The sequence below is a fragment of the Dyella sp. SG562 genome, assembly GCF_011759495.1.
Taxonomy (GTDB): Bacteria; Pseudomonadota; Gammaproteobacteria; order Xanthomonadales; family Rhodanobacteraceae; genus Dyella_D; species Dyella_D marensis.
This window is the reverse complement of the sequence record NZ_JAAOYS010000005.1, coordinates 73,173-95,967: the sequence shown is the minus strand read 5'-3', so window position 1 is coordinate 95,967 and position 22,795 is coordinate 73,173. Positions and strand designations below refer to the sequence as shown.

16 protein-coding genes and 2 tRNA genes are annotated in these 22,795 nt (G+C 68.7%); 10 read left to right on the top strand and 8 right to left on the bottom strand.

Annotated elements, in window-relative coordinates:
• Nucleotides 1–159 precede the first annotated feature (159 nt).
• From FHW84_RS11480 to FHW84_RS11460, 5 genes are all read right to left on the bottom strand, one after another.
• Nucleotides 160–1,746 (bottom strand): PepSY-associated TM helix domain-containing protein, encoded by a 1,587-nt coding sequence (locus tag FHW84_RS11480; protein WP_167255564.1) that lies wholly within the window; start codon nucleotides 1,744–1,746, stop codon nucleotides 160–162.
• A 7-nt stretch (nucleotides 1,747–1,753) separates the two neighbouring features.
• A complete protein-coding gene (locus tag FHW84_RS11475) occupies nucleotides 1,754–2,014 on the bottom strand; it encodes a hypothetical protein (protein WP_167255562.1) in 261 nt (86 codons plus the stop codon).
• Nucleotides 2,011–2,271, bottom strand: a complete 261-nt coding sequence (locus FHW84_RS11470) for a hypothetical protein (RefSeq protein WP_167255560.1) — start codon at nucleotides 2,269–2,271, stop codon at nucleotides 2,011–2,013. The genes FHW84_RS11475 and FHW84_RS11470 overlap by 4 nt, the downstream gene beginning before the upstream one ends.
• Before the next feature lie 3 nt (nucleotides 2,272–2,274).
• A complete protein-coding gene (locus tag FHW84_RS11465) occupies nucleotides 2,275–4,461 on the bottom strand; it encodes a TonB-dependent siderophore receptor (protein ID WP_343203595.1) in 2,187 nt (728 codons plus the stop codon).
• Between the two features lie 270 nt (nucleotides 4,462–4,731).
• On the bottom strand, nucleotides 4,732–5,205 hold the full coding sequence (locus FHW84_RS11460; protein WP_208399751.1) for a RidA family protein: 474 nt from the start codon (nucleotides 5,203–5,205) through the stop codon (nucleotides 4,732–4,734).
• A 423-nt stretch (nucleotides 5,206–5,628) separates the two neighbouring features.
• On the opposite strand from FHW84_RS11460, the gene FHW84_RS11455 reads away from it, so the two are divergent.
• The 4 genes from FHW84_RS11455 to FHW84_RS11440 all read left to right on the top strand — a co-directional run bounded on the left by FHW84_RS11455 (nucleotide 5,629) and on the right by FHW84_RS11440 (nucleotide 13,958).
• Entirely contained in the window at nucleotides 5,629–11,991 is a 6,363-nt protein-coding gene (locus FHW84_RS11455) for an autotransporter-associated beta strand repeat-containing protein (RefSeq protein WP_167255558.1), read from the top strand.
• 140 nt (nucleotides 11,992–12,131) lie between these two features.
• On the top strand, nucleotides 12,132–12,578 hold the full coding sequence (locus FHW84_RS11450; protein WP_167255556.1) for a metalloregulator ArsR/SmtB family transcription factor: 447 nt from the start codon (nucleotides 12,132–12,134) through the stop codon (nucleotides 12,576–12,578).
• A 63-nt stretch (nucleotides 12,579–12,641) separates the two neighbouring features.
• On the top strand, nucleotides 12,642–13,346 hold the full coding sequence (locus tag FHW84_RS11445; RefSeq protein WP_167255554.1) for a thioredoxin family protein: 705 nt from the start codon (nucleotides 12,642–12,644) through the stop codon (nucleotides 13,344–13,346).
• A gap of 18 nt (nucleotides 13,347–13,364) precedes the next feature.
• Nucleotides 13,365–13,958, top strand: coding sequence for a DUF899 family protein (locus tag FHW84_RS11440; RefSeq protein WP_167255552.1), 594 nt, complete (start codon nucleotides 13,365–13,367; stop codon nucleotides 13,956–13,958).
• 20 nt (nucleotides 13,959–13,978) lie between these two features.
• On the opposite strand, the gene FHW84_RS11435 is transcribed toward FHW84_RS11440, so the two are convergent.
• The gene (locus tag FHW84_RS11435) at nucleotides 13,979–15,628 is read right to left on the bottom strand and encodes an MFS transporter (RefSeq protein ID WP_167255550.1); all 1,650 of its coding nucleotides are present in this window, start codon (nucleotides 15,626–15,628) and stop codon (nucleotides 13,979–13,981) included.
• 127 nt (nucleotides 15,629–15,755) lie between these two features.
• Here FHW84_RS11435 and FHW84_RS11430 point away from each other — a divergent pair, with 127 nt between their 5' ends.
• The 3 genes from FHW84_RS11430 (at nucleotide 15,756) to FHW84_RS11420 (ending at nucleotide 17,636) form a co-directional block, all read left to right on the top strand.
• Entirely contained in the window at nucleotides 15,756–16,691 is a 936-nt protein-coding gene (locus FHW84_RS11430) for a LysR family transcriptional regulator (protein ID WP_167255548.1), read from the top strand.
• Between the two features lie 96 nt (nucleotides 16,692–16,787).
• Complete coding sequence (locus FHW84_RS11425; RefSeq protein ID WP_243868076.1) at nucleotides 16,788–17,108, top strand: hypothetical protein; 321 nt, start codon at nucleotides 16,788–16,790, stop codon at nucleotides 17,106–17,108.
• 168 nt (nucleotides 17,109–17,276) lie between these two features.
• Nucleotides 17,277–17,636: a hypothetical protein gene (locus FHW84_RS11420; protein ID WP_167255544.1), complete on the top strand. Its 360-nt coding sequence runs from the start codon at nucleotides 17,277–17,279 to the stop codon at nucleotides 17,634–17,636.
• A gap of 107 nt (nucleotides 17,637–17,743) precedes the next feature.
• Here FHW84_RS11420 and FHW84_RS11415 read toward each other — a convergent pair.
• Nucleotides 17,744–17,819: transfer RNA gene (locus tag FHW84_RS11415), tRNA-Ala, on the bottom strand.
• A gap of 59 nt (nucleotides 17,820–17,878) precedes the next feature.
• Nucleotides 17,879–18,994, bottom strand: coding sequence for a ribonuclease D (gene rnd / locus FHW84_RS11410; RefSeq protein ID WP_167255542.1), 1,116 nt, complete (start codon nucleotides 18,992–18,994; stop codon nucleotides 17,879–17,881).
• Between the two features lie 108 nt (nucleotides 18,995–19,102).
• Here rnd and FHW84_RS11405 point away from each other — a divergent pair, with 108 nt between their 5' ends.
• The 3 genes from FHW84_RS11405 to tig all read left to right on the top strand — a co-directional run bounded on the left by FHW84_RS11405 (nucleotide 19,103) and on the right by tig (nucleotide 22,765).
• Entirely contained in the window at nucleotides 19,103–21,052 is a 1,950-nt protein-coding gene (locus FHW84_RS11405; RefSeq protein WP_167255540.1) for a formylglycine-generating enzyme family protein, read from the top strand.
• Nucleotides 21,053–21,301: 249 nt separating this feature from the next.
• Nucleotides 21,302–21,386, top strand: a tRNA-Leu gene (locus tag FHW84_RS11400).
• 86 nt (nucleotides 21,387–21,472) lie between these two features.
• Entirely contained in the window at nucleotides 21,473–22,765 is a 1,293-nt protein-coding gene (gene tig, locus FHW84_RS11395) for a trigger factor (protein WP_167255538.1), read from the top strand.
• The last annotated feature ends 30 nt before the right edge of the window (nucleotides 22,766–22,795 follow it).

Genomic DNA, 22,795 nt, shown 5'->3' with positions numbered 1-22,795 from the left:
CCCTTGCGTTGGGTAGCAGGCGGCCTGACGTGTCCCCCTTGGTAATGAAGCCGCCTGCCGCGAGCCTATGCCTCGCCGGCGGCCATGAATAATTGATTGATCGAATTGCACCGATCGATGATTTCTATACGCGTGAAGTACGCGTGACCGGCAGGTTCTTCAGACTTCGGCGTGCATGCCTGGCCGAGCGGAAGAGGCGGCCCATACGCTATGGGCATCCCCATGCAGCGCACGCTGCCGGCTGGCCCGCGCCAGCCACGCAAAGCCGATGGCCAGGGCGATGCCGGTGAGGTCCACGCCCAGCACCGCCAGCGACTGCGGCGTCCATGGCTGGCTCCACGCCGGCGCGTTGCGGATGAGGTCGGCGATCGCCACGGCCATGTGCGCCGCCGCGGTGAACAGCAGCAACTCCACTGCGGCCCGCGCCACCGGACGCATACAGGCATACGCCACCGCCAGCGCCACCACGCCATAGCAGGCGGCTTGCTGCGGCATGGCGGGATCGATGCCCAGCGCCTGCGCAAGCATCGTCGCCGCGAATGCCGCCGCAATCCCGGCGCAGGTGCCCAGGCACACGCCCAGGGTGGCGCGCGCCATCACCAGCGTCTTGCGCGGCTGTTCGGCGTGGCGGCGCTTGCGCCGCGATTCGATCCACAACAAATTGCCGGAATAGAACAGGAATGCGCCCGCCAGCCCGAGCAGGAAATACAGCCACTGCACCGCGCGTCCGCCGAAGTTGCCGAAGTGCAGCGCATAGATCGAGGAATTGACCAGCCCGTTGACGCTGTGCGCGGCGCCCACGTGCTGCTCCAGCACCGCGCCGGTGGCGCCGTTGAGCGCGATGGTACCGTAGGTGCCCAGCGTGCGCTCCGACACGCCGCGCACCTGCACCAGGGCGTTGGCGTCGCCGTAGTGGTCGTAGTGCACGTAGTCCGGTTCGAAGCGGGTGACGCCGAGCGACAGCGCCGAGGCGCGCGCGCGTTCGATCAGCGCCTCGGCCGAAAGCATCGGTGCCGCGCGTCCGCTGGCCTGCACCGTCGGCGCGGTGCTGATCGCCTTGGCGAAGGCATCGTCCAGCTTGCCGTCGAAGGCGATCAGGTTGAGCGCGGCGAACAGCGGCACGAACAGGCACATCAGCGCGCCGGTCACCGCGAAAATGATGTGGAAGGGCAGGCTCAGCACGCCGATGGCGTTGTGCGCGTCCTGCCATAGCCGCTTGAGGTTGCGGCCGGGGCGCAGCGCGAACAGGTCGCCCAGCAGCTGCGGCAGGTGGATCAGCAGGCCGGAGATCAGCGCCAGGCCGTAGATCACGCTGACGATGCCCATCAGGTACAGGCCCACCACCGGAATGCCCAGCGAATCGTGCAGCGCGTAGACGAAGTCGGCCAGTTGGCCGCGGGTGGCACCGGCGTCGTCGGTGGGGCGGTCCAGCTTGTCGGCGGTGGCGAAATGTTCCTCGCCATCGTTCCAGTACGCATACGGACCCTGGGCGGTGCCCGGCGGCGCCAGCACGATGCCGAAATCCTTGGCGGCCTTCGGATGCGCGGCGAGCAGGCGGTCGATCATGGTCTGCACGGAGACGTCGCGCGCCGGTTCGCTGCGCCACGGCGGGCTTTGCCACAGCGCGATGTCGTGATGGAACACGGTGAGCGCGCCGGCATAGAACGCCACGAACAGCGCGAAGCCGGCGAGCAGGCCGGCCCAGGTGTGGACGGTCTGGAAGGTGCGGATGGTGGAGGATTTCATGCGGGCCTCAGGCACCGGCGACGTGGCGCGACAGCCACAGCAGAGCGAACGCCGCGCCATTGGCGGCAGCCAGCATCAGCCATGCGCGCGCGCCGCTGCGGAACATATAGCTGCCCGCCATCACGCCCACCCACAGCGGGAAGAACAGCAGCAGCACGGGAATCAACCAATCCTGCCCATGCCCGGGCAGCCAGAACAGGCACAGCGCCAGCAGCATCCCCGACAGCGGAAAGCCGAGCACGGTGCCGGCCAGGCAGCGCGCGATCATCGCCGCTCCCCGCGCGAGGCATACCACGCCGCGTAGGGCAGGCCGACCCAGCCGAGCATCAGTGCGGTAAGCGCGGTGAACAGCCCCGCGCCCAGGCCCAGCACGTCGATCCACGCACCGGCGCCGCTGGCCGCGAACGCCAATGCCGCCAGCCGTATCCACGACGGCAGCGGCCGGGCGCGCAGGCGCTGCTGCGGGCTGGCCAGGTAGAACAGCAGCGCGCTGGCGAAACACAGCAGGAGGGCGGCGGGCACCATGGCTCAGAACCGGTACGTCACGTTCAACTGCCAGTTGGTGGGCGCGCCGTAGTAGCCCTGTGCCCAGTACAGGCTGGCGATGTATTTGCGGTTGGTGAGGTTGTCCAGGTTGAGCGTGGCGCTCCACGAAGGATCGAAGTCGTAGCGCGCCATCAGGCCCAGCAGCGCATAGCTGCCCTGGGTGGTGTAGATCTCGCGGCCCTGCGTATCCAGCGCCAGCTGGTCGCGCACGATGCGGTCCTGCCAGCGCAGCGAGCCGCCCACTTTCAGGCCGGGCATCCACGGCAAGCGGTAGGTGGTGTTGATGCGCAGCGTGCGGCGCGGTACGTAGGTGCGGACGTTGCGGTCCTGGTCGTCCTCGATGCCGAGCTGGGTGATGCCGGCGCTGGCTTCCCAGTCCGGGGTGATCTGGCCGGCGAGATCGAATTCGTAGCCGGTGGAGGTGGCGTTGATGCCGCGGTAGTAGTTCTGCGCGGTGGCCGGGTTGATGCCCACCGATTCGGCGTAGTTGTTCTGGCGCGAGCGGAACACCGCGAACGAGGCGTTGAGGCGGTCGTCCATCCAGGCGCCCTTGATGCCGGCTTCGAGATTGTCGCCGGTGACCGGCGCGAGCACGCGGTTGTTGACGTCCACTTCGGTCTGCGGATTGAACAGCTTGGCGTAGCTGGCATACAGCGAGTAGTGCGCGTCGAGGTCGTAGACCGCGCCGACGAAGGGCGTGGCCTTGGTTTTCTCGTACGCATGCGGCACGCCGTAGTTCTGGCCGGTGCTCTCGACATGGGTGAGGGTGGCGCCGGTGATCAGCTTCAGCGAGTCGGCCAGGTTCCAGCGCGCGGTGGCATAGGCGCTGCGGCGGCGGATGTGGAACTGCGCGCTGTTGTAGTAGGCGTTGAAGGCGGGCTTGGCGTAGCGGCCGTTCCAGTCCCACAGCGGCGGCAGCGCGGTGCCGATGTCGGTGGAGTAGCCGGAGAGCTGGTCCACGTCGCTCTTGCCCGCGTTCACGCCCAGCACCAGCTCGTGTTCGCGGCCGCCCAGCGAGAACGGGCCGCTGGCGTAGACATCGGCGTAGTACTGCTTTTCGGTGCTGTTGTACTGCGAGGGGTAGCTGAAGAGGCCCAGGCCGGTGGCCGCATCCGGCGTGCCATAGATGTAGAACAGCTCGCTGGCGCCGGCCAGGCGGCGGTAGTTGAGCGCGGCTTTCACGCTCCAGCCGTTGGCGAAGTCGTGCGACAGCGACAGGTAGGACTGCGTGTTGCTCATGTCCCAGCGCGACCAGTCGGCTGCGGTGCTGGTGGAGCGGCGGTAGTCGGTCGGCGTGCCGTCGGTGTTGTACAGCGGCAGCGCGCCCCACATCGGGCTCTTCGGCGCATTCTTCTGCCAGGTGATGCCGGCCGAGAGCAGGGTGTTGGGCGTCAGGTCCGCTTCCAGCATGCCGGCGGCCACTTTCTTGCGCACCGCATAGCGGTCGAGATAGCTGTCGCTCTGTTGATCGGCCAGCACCACGCGGCCGCGCACGCTCTTGGATGCATTGAGCGCGCCGGACAGGTCGCCGTCCAGCCGCCGGTTGTTCCAGCTGCCCACGGTGGCGCCCACGCTGCCCTGCAGGTCGGCGGTGGGGCGCTTGCGCACAAAGTCGATGGTGGCCGAGGGATTGCCGGTGAACGAGAGCAGGCCGTTGGCGCCGCGCAGCACTTCGATATGGTCGTAGATGGCGGTGTCGATATCGCCTTCCTGCCCGCCGTTGGCGAACGGCATGCCCAGGCCGTCGGTCAGGAAGTTGGTGATGTCGAAGCCGCGCGCGCTGTAGTAGGTGCGGTCGGTTTCGATCTTCTCGACGTTGATGCCGGTGGTGCGGCCGAGCACGTCGTTGATGTTGTTCAGGCCGAAGTCGTCCATCTGCGCGCGCGTGACCACGCTTACCGACTGCGGCGTCTCGCGCAGCGACAGCGGCAGGCGCGTCGCACCGCTGGCGGCGGGCACGGTGTAGCCGTGGTCGTCGACATTGGCGGTGGCGCTCACGCCTTCGAGCGTGGTGACGCGGCGCTGGTCCTTGTGGTCGCTGCCGGTGGCGGGCGGTTCGGTGGCGAGCGCCGGTGCGGCGAGGGCGAGCAGGCAGGCGAGGGCGAGAGCGCTGCGGTGGAACGAGGGAGAAGCGGGGGAGTGGCCGGCCACGGGTGCGTCCTTGGGCACGGTGCTTCCACGCGGGAGGCACCGTTGATGAAGAAGGAGCGGCTGGGTCGGCGGAGCGACGTGGCTTGCTGCGGGGTTGTCAGTCCCAAATGATAATGATTCTTATATGGAGAGAGCAAGTGTTTGGGCGGCTAAACGTGGCACAGCCGGATGAGGGGTGGGTGGTTGCGGTAGAAGATCGACGAAGCGTCGCTTGCTTTTGTGCTCCTGCTTCATCGCTCCGTAGGCCCCCTCACCCCGACCCTCTCCCCGCGGGGAGAGGGGGTAGCGTTATGGCACGACGGCCGTCGCCTCGACTTCCAGCAGCAAGCCTTCGCGCCCCAGCTTGCTCACCTCGACCAAGGTGCTCGCCGGTGGATGCTGCACGTCGACGTACTTGTCGCGCGCCGCACGCAGCGCTTTGAGCTGCGTCATGTCGGTGACGTACATGTTGAGCTTCACGACATTGCGGAAGCTCGCGCCCGACGCCTTCAGCGCCGTATCGATATTGGCGAAGACCTGCTCGGCCTGTGCCGCGAAATCGCCGGCGCCGACCAGGTTGCCTTTCGCATCCAGCGCGATCTGGCCGGACAGATACAGCGTGCGCGCGCCGGCCGGCACGTCCACCACGTGGGTATAGCCGGTGGGCTTGGACAAGCCGGCGGGATCGAGATGGCGCACGCCGGCGGGCGCATCGGCGGCATGGGCGCAGCCGGCGAAGGCGAGCGCGGCAACAGCGAGACAGCAGGCGGGACGTCGCGACACGGCACACTCCTGGCGTGGGGAAACGGCAGATCATAGCCAGTGCCCGCCGCCGCTGCTGCCGGGCGCATCACCGGCCGGAAGTTACATTGCCGGGCCACATCCGCGCGTGCACCATACGCCACGCGAGTCGACGGCCCGTCGCCATGGAGTGCGGCGTTCAGGCCCCCGGCTCGACAAGGGGGCGCTGTTCCTCCATCCGGCGGAAGGCACGGCGCAAAGTCGAATCCAGGGGATGTTGGTAGCGGTCGTTGGGGAACGCCGATGGAATCGCTTCCATCGCGCGGCGCGAAGCTTTGTGCTGCAAGCCGGTTCCGCACGCACCCCGAACGATCGGTCTATGCCATCCGCCCATGCTTGCTGCAAGCGGCCCCGGCGCCATGCCGCGAGTGGCCGATCGATCGACCCATAAACAGGGGTACCGCCATGAACCGCATCTACCGGCTCGTCTGGAATCGTTCGCTGCGCCTGCTGCAGGTGGCTTCCGAACTGGCGCATGCAAGCAGCGGCGTGTCCGGCCGAAGCGGGGCGCGGATTGCGCCCATGCTGCGCCCCCTCGCGCTGGCGGTGAGCCTGGCCATGATCTCGTCGACGGCGTGGGCCGCGTGCAGCTCCAACGCCAGCGATATTCCTTCCTGCAGCGCGCCGGGCGGCGCGGGCATTCCGCAACGCACCGGTGGTGGCGGCGCGGGCAATGGCAGCGGCGGTGGCGCGAGCGTGTTCAATTCAGGCACCGGCGCAACCGACCAGGTCGTCGGTGCACCGGCGGGTGCCAATGGCGTAGGCGGCGCGGGCGCGGCGGGCGAGAACGCCGGCGGCGCCGGCGGCAGCGTCGGCACCACCGGTGGCGGCACGCTCGACATTACCGCCACCTCGAATGGCGGCACGGGCGCGGCCGGTGCCAACGGCTTCAATTTCGCCAGCGGCGGTGGCGGCGGCGGTGCGGGCGTGACGTTTACCGCTGCCGGCATCCAGTTGAACGTGCAGGGCGGCGCGGCGGTGGCGGGCGGCAGCGGCGGCGCGGGCGGCAACGGTACCAGCGGCGGCGCCAGCAATGGCGCGGGCGGCGGCGGCGGCGGTGCCGGCGTGCTGGCGGTGGCGGACGATGCCGACATCCAGATCGATGGCCAGGTCACCGGCGGTTCCGGCGGCGCGGGCGGCAGCGGCGGCAACAACGGCGGCGGCGGCGCGGGCGGCGATGGCGTGCTGGTGCTGGGCCAGAACAGCTCGACCACTAACAGCGGCGGGATCCAGGGCGGCAACGGCGCGGTGGCGGGCACCGGCAGCGCCGACAACTCCGCGCACGGCGGCAGCGGCGGTGCGGGCGTCAACCTGGTCGGCCAGTTCGCTACGCTGCAGAACAACGGCAGCATCGCCGGCGGCAACGGTGCCGTGGGCGGACAGGGCGGCATCGGCGTGGTCACCTGGAACGGCAACACCATCGTCAACGGCCCCGGCGGCAGCATCAGCGGCGGACTCAACCCGGACGGCAGCACCGCACTGGCGATCCAGTTCAACGGCACCGGCAATGCGCTGACCATGTTCGACGGCAGCAGCATCACCGGCGGCATCGACCTCGCGGCGGGCGCGCAGGCGCGCGTGTTCGCGCAGGACGTGAACATGGTGCTGGACAACGCGATCACGCTCGGCGCCGGTTCCATCCTCACCGGCGACATGGATGGCGCGGATGGGCTGCAGTTCTCCGGCCCGATCTCCGGCGCAGGCGCCCTGGCCGTGACCGGTGCCGGCACGCTCACGCTTTCCGGCACGGGTACGTACACCGGCGGCACCTCGATCGACATCGGTTCCACCTTGCAGATCGGCAACGGCGGCACCACCGGTTCGATCGTCGGCAATGTGCACAACCTGGGCACGCTCGCCTTCAACCGCAGCGATGCGGTATCGCTGGGCGGCGCCATCGATGGCACCGGTAATCTGGAACAGAACGGCAGCGGCACGCTGACGCTGTCGGGCGTCAATACGTACACCGGTTCCACCACCATCAACAGCGGCACGCTGGCGCTCAGCGGCAACGGCAGCATCGCCGCTTCGAGCGGCGTGGCAGTGAACGGTAACTTCGATATCAGCGGCACCAACGCCGGCGCTTCGGTAACGGCCATCAGCGGCGCCGGCAATATCCTGCTCGGCAGCAAGACGTTGACGCTGACCAATGCGAGCGGCAGCTTCGACGGCGTCGCGAGCGGCAGCGGCGGCCTGTCGATCGCCGGCGGCGCGCAGACGCTGACCGCCGCGCAGGCCTATACCGGCGCGACCGGCATCGGCGCCGGTGCGACGCTTGCGTTGACCGGCGCGGGCAGCATCGCTTCGTCATCGCTGGTTACTGCCGATGGCAGCTTCGATATATCCGGCACCACGGCCAGCGGCAGCAGCATCGCATCGCTCGCCGGTGCGGGCTCGGTCGTGCTGGGTGCCAAGGATCTGACCCTGACCCAGGCCAGTTCGCAGTTTGCCGGTGTCATTTCCGGCTCGGGCGGCGTCACGGTAGCCGGCGGCACGCAGGGCTTTTCCGGCGTCAACACCTACACCGGCCAGACCGCCATCGATGCCGGCGCCACGCTGGCGCTGGCCGGCGCCGGCAGCATCGCCAGTTCCAGCGGCCTGGTGAATAACGGCAACTTCGATATTTCCGGCAGCAGCGGCAGCGTGGCGATCGCCGCGCTGACCGGCAGCGGCGGGGTGGCGCTTGGTTCGCAGTACCTCAACATCACCGACGCCAGCGGCGATTTCGCGGGCGGCATCGCGGGCAGCGGTGGCCTGACCATCGCGGGCGGCACGCAGACACTGAGCGGCAGCAATGCGTATACGGGCCAGACCACCGTCGCCAATGGCGCCCTGCTCGCGCTCACCGGCACGGGCAGTATTTCCAGTTCGGCAGGCCTGGTATTGAACGGCGGCGGTTTCGACATCTCCGGCACCAGCAGCGGCGCATCGATCACCCGCCTGGCCGGCAATGGCAATGTCGCGCTGGGCGCGCAGACGCTCACGCTGACCGACGGCGGCGGCACCTATGCCGGCGTGATCGGCGGCAGCGGCGGGCTGACCGTCAGCGGCGGCACGCAGACGTTCTCGGGCGTGCAGGCATACACCGGCGCCACCAGCATCGGCGGCGGCGCCACGCTGGCATTGAGCGGCCTGGGCAGCATCGCGGCGTCGAGCGGGGTGGCGAGCGATGGCATCTTCGATATCTCCGCCACCAGCAATGGTGCGAGCATCCGCACGCTGACTGGGAGTGGCGCGGTCGATCTCGGCGCGCAGCAGCTGACGATTACCCAGGCCAGCGGCAACTTCAGCGGCGCCATCGGCGGCACGGGCGGCATCGGAATCGGTGCGGGCACACAGACGCTGAGCGGCAACAACGGCTATACCGGTGCCACCGCGATCGACAGCGGCGCCACGCTGGCGCTGAGCGGCGCCGGCTCCATCGCGCAGTCCAGCGGTGTGGCGAACCACGGTACGTTCGATATCGCGGGAACGACCGCGGGTGCGAGCATCCGGCAGCTTTCCGGCAGCGGCGCCGTCACGCTCGGTGCGCAGACGCTCACCATCGCCAATGGCGGCAGCGCGTTCGACGGCATCGCCTCCGGCAGCGGCGGGCTCACCATCGCGGGTGGCGCGCAATTCCTCAGCGGCGTCAACGCGTATACCGGGCTGACCACCATCGACAGCGCCGGCACGCTGGCCTTGTCCGGCAACGGCAGCATCGCGGCGTCGAGCGGGGTGGTGGCGAATGGACTGTTCGACATCACGGGTGCGACGAACGGCGCATCCATCGCCACGCTCAGCGGCAGCGGCGCCAACAGCCAGGTCAACCTGGGCTTGCGCACGCTCACCTTGACGCAGGCGGCCGGCAACTTCGGCGGCAACATCACGGGCGCGGGCGACCTGGTCGTGGCCAGCGGCACGGAGACGCTCAGCGGCAGCAATGCCTATACCGGCGCCACCACGATCCAGCAGGGGGCCACGCTGGCGTTGGCGGGGACGGGCAGCATCGCGGCGTCGAGCGGCGTGGCGAATGGCGGCAGTTTCGATATCTCGGGCACGACGGCCGGTGCGAGCATCAAGGCGCTGACGGGCCCTGGCAGCGTGAATCTCGGTGCGCAGACGTTGACGCTGACAGGCGCGAGCGGCAGCTACGACGGCGCGATGACGGGAACCGGCGGCGTTGCCATCACCGGCGGCACGCAGGTTTTCAGCGCCGCGCAGGCGTACAGCGGCCAGACCGCGATCGGCACCGGCGCCACGCTGGCACTGACCGGCGCGGGCAGCATCGCTTCCTCCAGCGCGGTGACGGTCGACGGCACGCTCGACGTGACGGCCGCGAACACCGGCGCGACGATCCACGCGCTTGGCGGCGGCGGTGCGGTGAACCTCGGCAGCCAGGCGCTCACGCTGGTGGGCAGTGGCCAGTTCGGTGGCGCGATTTCCGGAGCGGGCGGTCTGAACGTTGCCGGTACCGAAACGCTGACGGGCAATAACGCCTATACCGGCGCAACGACCGTCAGCGGCGCTCTCGCGCTGCAGGGCGGCGGCAGCATCGCGGCATCCAGCGGGCTTGCGTTGGCGAACGGCACCTTCGATATCGCCGCGAGCAGCAGCGGCGCATCGGTCGCCAACCTCACCGGCACGGGCAGCGTGAATCTCGGCGGCAGCGTGCTGACGATCATGCAGGCCGCCGGCACGTTCGACGGGGTGATCGGCGGCGCGGGCGGACTGACGCTGGGCGGCGGCACGCAGACGCTGACCGGCGTGAACACCTACACCGGCGCGACCACCATCAACGGCGCCACGCTGCTGCTGCAGGGCGCAGGCAGCATCGCGGCATCGAGCGGCGTCACGCTCGCCAACGGCAACTTCGATATCTCGGCGACCACGTCCGGTACGTCGATCGCCGGGTTGGCCGGTACCGGCAGCGTGAATCTCGGCAGCCAGTCGCTGACCCTCACGCAGGCGAACGGCAGCTTCGGCGGCGCGATCGGCGGTACGGGCGGGCTGAGCTTGAGCGGTGGCACGCAGACATTGACCGGCGCCAATACCTACACCGGCGCCACCACTGTCACCGGCGGCACCCTGGCCCTGGCGGGCAGCGGCTCGCTGGTGCCGGCGACGGCGCTCGCCTTGAACGGCAGCGGCGCGAGCTTCGATATCTCCGCCGCCGGCGCGCAGACCATCGCCACGCTGGCCGGCGTCGGCGGCAGCCGCGTGGCGCTCGGCGCCAACACCTTGAACCTCGGCGGCGGCACGTTCGCCGGCAGCTTCACGGGCAGCGGCGTGTTGAACAAGCAGGGCAGTGCGGTGCTGACCGTCAATGGCGACAGCAGCGCGTTCACCGGCAAGACCAACGTGACGGCTGGCACGCTGGCGGTTGGCGATGCCAGTTCGCCCGGCGCGGTTCTCGGCGGCGACGTGGCGGTGGGTGCGCAAGGCAAGCTACAAGGCCATGGCAGCATCACCGGCAGCGTCACCAACAGCGGCATGGTGGCGCCGGGTGGATCCATCGGTACGTTGACGGTGGCTGGCAACTACGCGCAATCGGCGAACGGCACGCTGTCCATCGAAGTGAGTCCGACCGATGCCTCGCTGCTGAAGGTGGGCGGCAACGCCAGCTTGGGCGGCACGCTGGCGCTTATCTACGATCCGGGCACTTATGCCGCGCACCAGTACACCATCGTGACGGCGGGCGGCAGCGTCACCGGCACGTTCGGCAACGTCACCAATACGTATGCCAATGGCGCCGCGCTCGGCACGCTTACGCCCACGGTCACCTACGGCGCGAACCAGGTCGGCCTGAACCTGGCGACGCCGACCGGCCCGAGTGGCCCGGCCGGCCCGACCGTGATCGCACCCACGCAGACCTCCAACTACGCCGCGCTCGGCACCGCCGCGCTGCTGCGCGCGCAGTCCGCCAATGCTTCGCTGGTGGCTCGCGCGCTGCTCGATGACCGGTCGCGCAAGGGCGACGGCCTGTGGGTGACCGCATCGGGTGCCGGCACCGATATCGAAGGACGCAGCGGGCAACCCGGTTTCCACATGGACCAGTACGGCCTGATGATGGGTGTGGATCGTCCGCTGGGCGATGCCACCGTCGGCGTTGCGGCGGGCTTCTCGCACAGCAACCTGCGCGAGAACGTGACCGGCGACACCGCGCAGACCGACACCGTGCGCCTGGCCCTTTACGGCGCGCAGCCGCTGGGTGCGGTGCGCCTGTCCGGCACGGTGGGCTACGCCTTCGACGACCTCTCGCAGAAGCGCAACTTCGGCGGCATCGGCGTGGCCGAAGGCGATCACGTGGGGCACGAATTCACCGCGGCGCTGCAGGCGGCCATGCCGCTTGCGGTGGGCGGCGGCACGCTGACGCCGAGCATCGGCGCGCGCTACGCCTACTTCCACGGCAATGCCTTCGGCGAAGACGGCGCGCGCGGGCAGAACCTGCGCGTAGGCGTGGACAGCGCGCGCAGCCTGCAGCCGTATGTCGGGCTGTCGTTCGACCGGTCCTTCGACAACGACGGCAAGCCGCTGGATCTGCAATTGCGCGCCGGCTACGCCACCGAAACCGCCGGCCGCCACCGCGGCGTGACGGTGGCGGCGCAGGACGGCACCTTGTTCGCCGCACCCGGCACGGATCTGCCGCGCTCCTACGCCACGCTGGGCGCGAGCGTGGCGATGCATCCGACGCGGGCGTCGACCTTGTCGCTGAGCTACGACGCGCTGCTCAAGGTGGGGCATGCGTCGGCGCAGGCGGCGTCGGTGACGTTCAGTTACCGGTTCTGAGGCGAGGGAGCGCCGGTCGGACTTCTGTTCGGTGCTGATTTCTGAGTCGATTGAGCTATCCCAATGATCTGGATAGCTCAGTCGTCTAAAAAATCAACTTCATTGTTGATTATCAACGAATGAGTTGATATTCATCCCCCATGATGAATATCCAGCAGCTCCTGCACCTCGTCGACGCCTCGGGCGAACACCCCGAGCTGGCCCGGGAACGCCTCGACCAGGTGTTCTTCGCGCTTTCCGATCCGGTACGCCGGGACATCCTCGAACGGCTCGACGGCCAGGCCTTGCTGGTATCGGAAATCGCCGCCGCTTTCGATATCTCGCTGCAGGCCGTATCGCGCCATATCCAGGTGCTGGTGCGCACCGGCCTGATCCAGCAGGAACGCACCGGCCGGATCAGCCGCTGCAGCCTGGATGCCGGCCCCATGCTGGAAGCGGCGGTATGGATGAACCGCTACAGCAAATACTGGCAGCAGCAGTTCGACCTGCTCGCCGTCACCCTGGCGGATATCGACGAGCGCCGCGCCGCGGCGGCCGCGAAGCCTGCGCGCAAAGCCGCGAAGAAGCGCACGCCAGGCAGGAAATAAGCGCGCCGCGACGGCGCGCCGTCCATGCAAGCCCCAACTCCCCCTTATCCCGAGGTAATGGTCATGGCTCAGCATCGCATCGTCAGTCACGAGGAATGGCTCAAGGCCCGCAAGCTCTTCCTCGCCAAAGAGAAAGAACTCACCCATCTGCGCGACGAAGTCACCCGGCAGCGCCAGGAGCTGCCGTGGGAGCTGGTCGAGAAGAACTATGCGTTCGAGACGGCGCAGGGCAGGGCCACGCTGGCCGATCTGTTCGGCGATCGCAGCCAGCTGATGGTTTATCACCTGATGTACGCGCCGGAGTGGGAAATCAGCTGCAAGAGCTGCGCGTTCTGGGCCGACAACTTCAACGGCATCGTGCCGCACCTGGCCCAGCACGACGTCGCCTTCGCGGCGATCTCGCGCGCGCCGCTGGCCAAGCTGCAGAAGCAGGCGCGCGAGTTCGGCTGGGCTTTCCCCTGGGTGTCCTCGCTGGACGATTTCAACTACGACTACCAGGTGTCGTTCCGGCCCGACGTGCTCGAGCGCGGCGAGGCTTACTACAACTACGGCAGCATCAAGGTCAGCGGCACCGATTACCCCGGCGTCAGCGCGTTCTTCAAGGACGAGGACGGCAAGGTCTATCACACCTATTCCACTTACTCGCGCGGCATCGACATGTTCAACGCCGCGTACCAGTACCTGGACGCTTCGCCGCTGGGCCGCAACGAGGAAAGCCTGTCGTACCCGATGGCCTGGGTGAAGCACCGCATCGCCTACGGCACCTGAGCGCCAAGGAACACCGCCATGAAATACAACGACGTGAGCGGCAAGCTCGCCGACTACCGCCGCCAGATCGCCGCCATCCGCGAGCAGATGCGCGACACGCTGGCCAGCGTGGAGCCGCAGCGGGTGGACGATTACGAGTTCAACGGCAGCGAGGGCAAGGTGCGCCTGTCCGAGCTGTTCGGCGAACACGAAGACCTGATCGTGGTGCACAACATGGGCGTGGCCTGTTCGTACTGCACGCTGTGGGCGGATGGCTACAACGGCATCCATCAGCATGTGGTGACGCGCGCGGGTTTCGCCGTGACCAGTCCGGATCGTCCTTCGGTGCAGAAGCGCATGGCGGAGCTGCGCGGCTGGACATTCCCGATACTCAGCCACGAAGGCAGCAGCTTCGCCAGGGACATGGGCTATGTATCGCCCAAGGGCGGCTGGCTGCCGGGGCTGTCGGTGTTCCGCCGCGACGGCGCCGCCATCTTGCGCGTATCCGACACCGGCTTCAGTCCCGGCGACGACTTCTGCGTGCTGTGGCATTTCTTCGACATGCTGCCGGGCGGCGTCGGCGCGTGGCCCGGGGTGACCGCGGCCGTGCCGCCCTGCTGCGGCGAACATTGAGGAGGGCGGTTATGTGTCCTTTATGCATCGGTACCGCGTGGCTGATCGCCGGCGGCGTGAGTTCCGCCGGTGGCGTCGCCACCGTGGCGTGGCGTTCGGTGGCGAAGCGGCGCCGGCGGGATGCTCCCGCGAAGCACGTCGACAAAGCGATCAAGCCGCGCCGGTTGAAAGCATCGCACCCCGCGTAGAAACATCCGGCGTAGGTTGGGGTGAGCGAACGCGAACCCCAACGGACGTGCGAAGCGGTGCCGGCGTTGGGCTGAAACGCTGATCGCCAGCACCATCGATGCAGCTGCCACGCCGAAGGTCGTGCGCATGCCGAACGCCACCGCGGTTGGCGCGGCATGTGCGACATCGCCGCTGCCCACCGCCCACGCAAATATCCCGGCCATCGCCGACGCACCCGTCACCAGGCCGAGATTGCGCGACAGGCTGAGCATCCCCGACACCACACCGCGCTGGCCTTGCGCCACGCCCGTCATCATCGCGGTGTTGTTGGAAGCCTGGAACAGCGCATAGCCGAGCGTGGTGATTACGATGGGGCCGATGTAACCGGCCACGCCCAGCGGCCACAGCGTGGACATGGACAGCAGCGAGGTGCCGATGGCGATGCCGATCAGGCCGAGCGTAGTCGTGCGGCGCGCACCCAATCGATCCACCAGGCGGCCAGCCGGCACGCCGCTCAATGCGGTGACGCAAGGGCCGGACGACAACACCAGGCCCACCCACAGCGGCGCCAGGCCAAGCGCCCGCGACAGGTAGAACGGCCCGACCACCAGCGTCGTCATCATCACCGCCGACACCAGCGCGCTCATCGCCAGCCCCGCGCTCAGGTCGCCATCGCGCAGCATCGACAGGCGGATCAGCGGTGCGGCCACTTGCGTCTGTGCGTAAGCGAACAACGCGGCGCCCGCAACGGCGGCCAGCAGAAGCGCGAGGTTGAGCGCGCCGAACTTTCCGTGGCCCAGCGTCATGGCGAGCGCATACGCCGCCAGCGCCACCGCCAGCAGCACGGTGCCGAGCGGGTCGAAACCGGCGCTCGCCGGCTTGTCGGCGGTGCGCTCCCGCGGCATATGCCGCGACACCAGCACGAAGGCCAGCACCCCCAGCGGCACGTTGACCAGGAAGATCGCCGGCCAGCCGAACGCCGCCGCCAGCACGCCGCCCAGCGACGGCCCCAGCGCGGTGCCGATCGCCGACATGGTGCCGAGCAGGCCCATCGCGCGGCCGATCCGGTCGCGGGGCACGGCTTCGCTGACGCTGGCGATGGTGAGCGCGAGCATGATCGCCGCGCCCAGTCCCTGCTCCGCGCGTGCCGCGATCAGCACCCACAGCTGCCCGCTCACGCCGCACAGCATCGAAGCGAAGGTGAAGCAGAAGATGCCCACCAGCAGCAGGCGCCTGCGGCCGACCAGGTCGCCCAGGCGTCCGGCGCCGACGATCAGCGTGGTGATCGCCAGCAGATAGGCCAGCACCACCCATTGCACCTGCTGGAACGGCGCGTCGAACGCTTTCGCCAGCAGCGGCAGGCTGGTGTTGGCGATGCTGGTGTCCAGCGAGGGCAGCAGCATGGACAGCGCCAGGCCGGCCAGCGCCCAGGGCGCGGCGGGCTGGCGCGTGGAGCCCTCGATGGCGCATTCGCCCTGGGCGGAAACAAGCGGCTTGGACATGAAGCGGGCGACTCCGGCAGCGTGGATGCCGGCAAATTAATGCCGCTCGTGGCATGGCGGAAGGCGCAGCATTTGCACTTTATCCGTGCGTTTGACGCCAGGTATCGCCGCTGCCATGGTGGCGCGCATGTCCATGCCCGATCTCAACCTGCTGGTGACTCTCAACGTGCTGCTGGCCGAAGGCAGCGTCGCGCGCGCCGCGCGGCGGCTGCGGCTGAGCCCTTCGGCGATGAGCCGCGCACTGGCCCGTCTGCGCGAAGCCACCGGCGACCCGCTGCTGGTGCGCGCCGGCCGCGGCCTGGTGCCGACGCCGCGCGCGCTGGAACTGCGCGACCGGGTCGGCCAGCTCGTGCTGGGTGCGGAGGAAGTGCTGCGCCCCGCGGTCAGGCCGCGGCTGGAGCAGCTGGCGCGCACCTTCACCCTGCGCACCAGCGAGGGCTTCGTGGAGAACTTCGGCCCCGCGCTGATCGCCCGCATCGCCGCCGAAGCGCCGGGCATCCACCTGCGTTTCATGCAGAAGCCGGACAAGGACAGCGCGCCGCTGCGCGACGGCATCGTCGACCTGGAAACCGGCGTGGTCGACTCCAACGCCGGCCCCGAGATGCGCGTGCAGGCGCTGTTCCGCGACCGCTATGTCGGCGTGGTGCGCCATGGCCATCCGCTTGGCCGCGGCCGGCTCACCGCGGCGCGCTATGCGGGCGGGCGCCATATCAGCGTGTCGCGGCGCGGCCGCGAAAAGGGACCGATCGACGCCGCGCTCGCCGCGCTGGGGCTGGCGCGCGAAGTCGCCACCATCGTCGGCGGCTTCGCCACCGCACTGTCGCTGGCGCGGCAGACCGACCTGATCGCCAGCGTGCCGGAACGCCATACCGGCAATCTGCGCGAAGGCATGCACAGCTTCGCGTTGCCGGTGGCGACGCCGGTCTTGAACATCTCGATGCTGTGGCATCCGCGCCTGCATGCGGATCCGGTGCACCAATGGCTGCGCGAATGCGTTCGGGAGGTCTGCGGCCCGCCGGACGGCAAGCCGGCGGGAAGGCCGCGGCGCGCGGCCCGCCGCTAGGGTTCCTTCGGATCGCAAAAGGAGAATGGAATGAAATTGCGTGCATGCATGCTTGCGGTGGTGCTTGGAGCAGCTTTCCTCGGCGCGGGCTGCTCCATGAAACAGCAAGCGGACGCCAAGTTCGGCGACCAGAACTTCAAGACCGCCATCGCGCTGATCGAGCTGTACAAGGTGCGCTACGGCCACTACCCGGATGCCCTGCGCGATATCCGCTACGCCGGCGACTGGGATGCCATCGCGCTCAACTCGGTGGCATACAAGCGCGTGGACGGCGGCTATGAGCTGGACGTGGTGCGCGGCTGGGTGGGGCGGCCCACGCTGTCGTATCCGGCGGACTTCTGGCAGGGACTGGGGCTGGTCTCGTCGAACGTGACCGGCGTGCCGCAGCGGATGGCGCCGCCTTCCTCAGCCCGCTGACTGGCCACGCATCGCCGGGCGGCTTGGTGACTTCTTGACGGATATGCCGGAAGGCGAGGGGCCGGCCGATTCTGGCCTTTAATCGGTCATTGGCGCATCAGACGCTCGCTTCATCATGCGTTTGCGAGTCACGGCCAGCTGACCCCTATGCAACCAAAGGAGATGGATATGAATCGGAAGTTCCGGACGATAGCGGTGATCCCGGTGGCTGCTTTTGCCGTCCTGGGCCCCTTTTCCGCCAGTTATGCCAGCGACGATGTCTCCACGGATCGCGGGTTGCTTGCGTTCGTCCTTCGCAACGACACGGTTCTGGCGCGAGTGTCGGAGAACTGCCAGGACGTTTCCGTCGCGCGGGCGGCTCTCAATGGCCGCATGGGTTTCACCATCCAGGCCGAGTGCGCGATCAAAGACGGGCGCGAGGAGAATGCCGACTGCTCTGCTTACCGCATCAACGCCACCGGCACCATCGACAGTCCGGCCCAGGCAACCGTGCGCCACCTGATGCTGGACCTGCGCTGTTCTGCCTGACGAGGTGCGCGCAAGCCCCACATGCAGCATGAAGCGCAGGGAAGAACGGCGGGCAACGAAAAAGCCCCGAAAGCGCTGGTCTTTCGGGGCTTTATGTCTGGAATGAATGGTGGAGCGGAGGAGGATCGAACTCCCGACCTTCGCATTGCGAACGCGACGCTCTCCCAGCTGAGCTACCGCCCCACGCGAGCCGCGAATATTAGCAGCGGCACCGGGGGCCGCCAAGCCCCCTCGCGCAAGCCTCAGCCGGGCAGCAGGCTTGCCAGGCGGTCGTGCAGGTGTTCGCGGCGCCAGCCTTCCAGGAATTCCGGCCAGGCGCGGGTGACGACGTAGGTCTCCAGCACCTTGCGCGGGCACAGCAGGCCGGGGGGCAGGTCCAGCGCCAGCGCGGTGCTGTCGACGGCGTCCTTCATCGCGGCCAGCGCCTTCTTCGCCTCGCCCTGCGGCGTGCCGGGAATCGGCGCGGTGGCGGCGATGTCTTCTTCGGTGACCGGCTGCTGCAACAGATGAAACAGCTCGGTGCGCTGCGGGCTGCGCAGGGCGCGCTGGCCGCGGGTGCGTTCGTCGAGTTCGGCCATGCTCTGCGGGGGCAGCTGCGCCAGGTTCATGGCCTGGGCGTCTTCCAGCAGCCAGGGGCGCGGGCGGTCCTGCTGGCGCGCGGTGGCGTCGCGCCACAGCAGGATGCGGCGCAGGCGCGCCTGCTGCGCGGGCTGCCATTCGGCGGCGCCGCGGAAATTCTCCTGCGGCTGCGGATCGCCTTCGCGCACGCAGGCGCGGCGCTTGAGGCGTTCGCAGTCTTCCGCATGCCAGGCGCCGCGGCCGCGCTGCTCCAGGCGCGCGGCAAGCTGCTCGTGCACGGGTTCGAGATAGACCACGTCGAGCGTGGCGTAGGCGCGCTGCGATTCGGTGAGCGGACGCTGCATCCAGTCCGAGCGCGTCTCGCCCTTGTCCAGTTCGGCGCCGACCAGTTCGGCCACCAGTGCGCGATAGCTGATGCCCAGGCCCATGCCGACGAAGGCCGCGGCGATCTGCGTGTCGAACAGCCGCGCGGGGCCGCCGGGCAGCAGCGGGGCCAGCGCTTCGAGATCTTCGCTGCCGCTGTGCATCACCGTGAGCAGTTGCCCGTTGCCGAGCAGCGGGCGCAGCGCGTCGCCGATGTCGAAGGCGAGCGGATCGACCAGCGCGTAGCGCCCGTTCCAGCCCAGCTGCAGCAGCGCCAGCTGCGGATAGAACGTATTGCGGCGCATGAACTCGGTGTCGAGATCGAGCGCGGCGTCGGCGGGCAGCGCGGCAAGCCATTGCTCGAGCGCAGCGCGGCTGGTGATCCAGTCCGCCGCCGGGATAACGGGAAGTTGCATCGAAGCTTCCTTCGCAGCCTGAGGGACATGCATCGCTCATTGTCCTGTCAGGGGTTTGTGCCTATGGTTAGCGGCGCACCTTAGCAGGCTGCCCCAAGGACACGCACCATGCCGAGCAAGGAAACCGTACAACGCCAGCGCGCCCTGGGCGGAGCGCTTGGCGTGGTCGTGCTCGGGATGGCGCTGGTCTATCACTTCTTTCCGCGCGTGTTCCATGTCGACCCGACGCGGGTGCAGACGCAGCGCGCCATGAACCTCGGCCCCGCCGCCGCGCCGCTCGGCACCGGCCGCGCGCCGGCGAGCACGGCGCAGGCCGAACTCGATGCCGGCCCGCCGGTGACGCTGGCGCCGACCGATGTGATCGTGGCGCGCATGAGCAGGAAGAACGAAAGCCTGCCCGAGCAGAAGAGCGCGGATACGCCCGAAGTCGAAGCGCTGCTGGACAAGGCCACCAAGGCGCTGCGCAACGGCCAGCTGGCCGGCGACAAGGACGGCGCCGCCGCGCTGTTCGCCGAAGCGCTGAAGCTGAAACCCGACAGCCGCGCCGCCGCGCAGGGCCTGTACGAAGTGCGCGCGCGCCTGGTGGCGGAGATCGGCCAGGACATCCTGGTCGGCGACGAGGAGTCGGCCAAGGACCTGCTCGACGCATTGAAGAGCGTGCCCGACAGCAAGGACGACGTGGCCCAGGCCGAGGCCAGGCTCAAGACACTGGCCCAGGTGCGGCCGATGCTGGCGCAGGCGGCAGCCTTGCTGCAGCAGGGCAAGGTGGACGCGCCCAAGGGCGGCAATGCGCTGGAGCTGTATCGCCAGGTGCAGCAGCTCGATGCCGAAAACGCGGTGGCCGCGCAGGGCATCGCGCAGGTGCAGCGCGCGGTGCTCGATCGCGCCCTGGCCGCGGTGGCCAGCAACGACTTCAAGGGCGCCGGCGATGCGCTGACCGAGGCGGCCACCATCCTGCCCGGCTCGCCCGCGCTGCAGGACGTGCAGGGCCGCGTCGACGGCATCCGCCACCAGCGCGCCGCCAACCTGCTGGCGCAGGCGCGTTCGGCGCTGGACGGCGGCGACCAGGCGCTGGCGCTGCAGCTGGCCGAGCAGGTGAAGGAGCTGGCGCCAGACCTGCAGGGCCTCGCCGACCTGCAGGAACGCCTGACCAATGCGCGCCTCTACGCCAGCTACAAGCCGGGGCAGGTGTTCGCCGACCGTTATGTGGATCTGCCGGGGCAGACGCCGTCGATGGTGGTCATTCCCACCGGCAGCTTCAGCATGGGCGCGCCGGATGGCGAGGAAGGCCATGCGGGTGCGGAGACGCCGCAGCACCAGGTCGCCATCGGCAAGGGCTTCGCGCTGTCGCGCGCGGAAATCACCATCGGGCAGTTCCGCGAATTCGTGCGCGCCAGCGGCTACCAGCCGGACTCGCAGAAGCTCGGCGGCGCCAGCGTCTACGACGAACGCAGCGGCGCGCTGCGCGACGATCCCGACGCCACCTGGCAGAGCGACTACGCCGGCCGCGCCGCCACCGACGAGCGCCTGCCGGTGGTGAACATTTCCTGGAACGACGCCAAGGCCTACGTCGACTGGCTCAGCCAGCGCACCGGCAAGCGCTACCGCCTGCCCAGCGAGGCCGAGTTCGAATACGCGCTGCGCGGCGGCACCACCACCAAGTACTGGTGGGGCAACGGCACGCCCACCCGCAAGGTGGAAAACCTCACCGGCGCGGGCGACCGCTCGCAGAGCGGCCGGCGCTGGAGCAATGCGTTCGAGAAGTACCGCGACGGCTACTGGGGGCCGGCGCCGGTGATGAGCTTCGAAGCCAACCCATACGGCCTGTTCGATATCGACGGCAACGTGTCGGAGTGGGTGATGGACTGCTGGCACGACAGCTACGTGCGCGCGCCCACCGACGGCAGCGCCTGGGTCAACCCCGGCTGCTCGACCCGGGTGGTGCGCGGCGGCTCCTGGGGCAGCTCGCCGGACCAGGTGCGCTCGGCCTACCGGCAGGGCGCCGACGGCAATGTGCGCAGCGGACGGGTGGGCTTTCGCGTTCTCCGCGAGCTGTGAGACCGCGCCCGCGCGGCTTGCGGCGCGCAAGCCATTGAGCGGGCGGCATCTTTATACAAAGGCGTGGACAAGCCGCCATTGGCTTGTCTTGCCGCCGCGCGCAACCGTAAAATGGCCCGCTTTCGTGTAAGGGAATCATCGACTTAGGGCGAGGGGCCCGGGTACGGACGGGGGACGGGGCAGGCCAGGTGCCTGCGTGAATTCCTCGCGGTATCCGCAGCTTAGGCGTCTTTCCCCGGGTCGGTCCGAGCGAAAGTGGCGGAATTGGTAGACGCACTGGATTTAGGTTCCAGCGGTTAACCCCGTGAGGGTTCGAGTCCCTCCTTTCGCACCATCCCTTATCGAATTGGTGGTTTTTATTGCGGGCGGCACGACCGCCGGGCGCGGTCGGCGCGCACTTTCGGGTATTCAGGAGACGTCATGCAGGTTTCGGTTGAAAACGTTGGCAAGCTCGAGCGCAAGCTCACGGTGAAGTTCCCCGCGGAGCGCTTCGAGTCGCAGGTCAGCGCTCGCATCGCCGAGATGGGCCGCACGGTGCGCCTGAAGGGCTTCCGTCCGGGCAAGGTGCCGACCACGGTGATCCAGCAGCGCTTCGGCGCGCAGGTGCGCGGCGAGGTGCTGTCCGACCTGATCGGCAGCACCCTGCGCGAGGCGGTGAACCAGGAGAACCTGCGTCCGGTCGCCAACCCCTCGGTGGATACCACCGGCCAGCCGGAAAACGGCGAGATCACCTACACCGCCACCTTCGAAATCATGCCGGAGTTCCCGGAAGTCGACGTGGCCGCGCTGGAGATCAAGCGCCCGGTCGCCGAAGTGACCGACGCCGACATCGAGAAGATGATCGAGACCCTGCGCGCCCAGCGCCGCAGCTTCGACGAAGTGGCCCGCGCCTCGGCCGAGGGCGACTTCGTGATGTTCGAGTACAGCGCCACCGCCGGCGACTACCGCTTCCCGGCCGAAGGCCTGGAGCGCGCCGGCAGCGTGCTGGGCTCCGGCACCCTGTTCAAGGCGCTGGACGAGGCCCTGACCGGCCGCTCGGCCGGCGACGAGTTCGAGACCGACGTGGAATTCCCCGCCGATTTCCGCAACGAGAACCTGGCCGGCAAGACCGCCAAGGTCTCGTTCAAGATCGTGAAGGTGCAGGAACCCAAGCTCCCCACCGTGGACGGCGAGTTCGCCAAGCTGTTCGGCATCGCCGACGGCGACCTGGAGCAGTTCCGCAAGGAAGTGCGCAACAACCTGGAGCGCGAGCTCAAGGCCACCCTGATGGCGCGCCTGAAGTCCCAGGTGGCCGAGAAGCTGGCGGACGCCCACGACGGCCTGGAAGTGCCGAACATCATGGTGCAGTCCGAGGCCCAGCAGCTCGCCGCCGGCAGCGTGCCGCGCGGCCAGCAGCCGCCGCCGCAGCTGGTCGAGGCCGCCGCGCCGATGGCCCGCAAGCGCGTGATCGCCGGCCTGCTGATGAGCGAGCTGGCCCGCAAGCAGGAGCTGAAGCTGGACCGCACCCGCCTGGCCGAGCAGCTCGCCGCGATCGCCTCGACCTACGAGGAGCCGGAAAAGGTCATTGAACTGTACAACTCCGACCCCCAACTGATGTCCGGGCTGCAGAACCGCGTGATGGAAGACCAGGTCGCGCTGTGGGTGGCGGATAACGCCAAGACCACCGACGAGAACCTGAGCTTCGACGAGGTGATGCGCCCGGTCAGCGCCTGAGGCGGGTATCGATCGACAGCCCGCCGTTCC

Excerpts from the sequence above, each read along its gene's own strand:
- FHW84_RS11405 (WP_167255540.1), top strand. The coding sequence starts at position 19,103 with ATGCCGAGCAAGGAAACCGTACAACGCCAGCGCGCCCTGGGCGGAGCG.
- FHW84_RS11425 (WP_243868076.1), top strand. The coding sequence starts at position 16,788 with ATGAAACAGCAAGCGGACGCCAAGTTCGGCGACCAGAACTTCAAGACC.
- FHW84_RS11445 (WP_167255554.1), top strand. The coding sequence starts at position 12,642 with ATGGCTCAGCATCGCATCGTCAGTCACGAGGAATGGCTCAAGGCCCGC.
- FHW84_RS11430 (WP_167255548.1), top strand. The coding sequence starts at position 15,756 with ATGTCCATGCCCGATCTCAACCTGCTGGTGACTCTCAACGTGCTGCTG.
- FHW84_RS11470 (WP_167255560.1), bottom strand. The coding sequence starts at position 2,271 with ATGGTGCCCGCCGCCCTCCTGCTGTGTTTCGCCAGCGCGCTGCTGTTC.
- FHW84_RS11420 (WP_167255544.1), top strand. The coding sequence starts at position 17,277 with ATGAATCGGAAGTTCCGGACGATAGCGGTGATCCCGGTGGCTGCTTTT.
- FHW84_RS11455 (WP_167255558.1), top strand. The coding sequence starts at position 5,629 with ATGAACCGCATCTACCGGCTCGTCTGGAATCGTTCGCTGCGCCTGCTG.
- FHW84_RS11480 (WP_167255564.1), bottom strand. The coding sequence starts at position 1,746 with ATGAAATCCTCCACCATCCGCACCTTCCAGACCGTCCACACCTGGGCC.
- FHW84_RS11435 (WP_167255550.1), bottom strand. The coding sequence starts at position 15,628 with ATGTCCAAGCCGCTTGTTTCCGCCCAGGGCGAATGCGCCATCGAGGGC.
- FHW84_RS11475 (WP_167255562.1), bottom strand. The coding sequence starts at position 2,014 with ATGATCGCGCGCTGCCTGGCCGGCACCGTGCTCGGCTTTCCGCTGTCG.
- tig (WP_167255538.1), top strand. The coding sequence starts at position 21,473 with ATGCAGGTTTCGGTTGAAAACGTTGGCAAGCTCGAGCGCAAGCTCACG.
- FHW84_RS11440 (WP_167255552.1), top strand. The coding sequence starts at position 13,365 with ATGAAATACAACGACGTGAGCGGCAAGCTCGCCGACTACCGCCGCCAG.
- rnd (WP_167255542.1), bottom strand. The coding sequence starts at position 18,994 with ATGCAACTTCCCGTTATCCCGGCGGCGGACTGGATCACCAGCCGCGCT.
- FHW84_RS11450 (WP_167255556.1), top strand. The coding sequence starts at position 12,132 with ATGATGAATATCCAGCAGCTCCTGCACCTCGTCGACGCCTCGGGCGAA.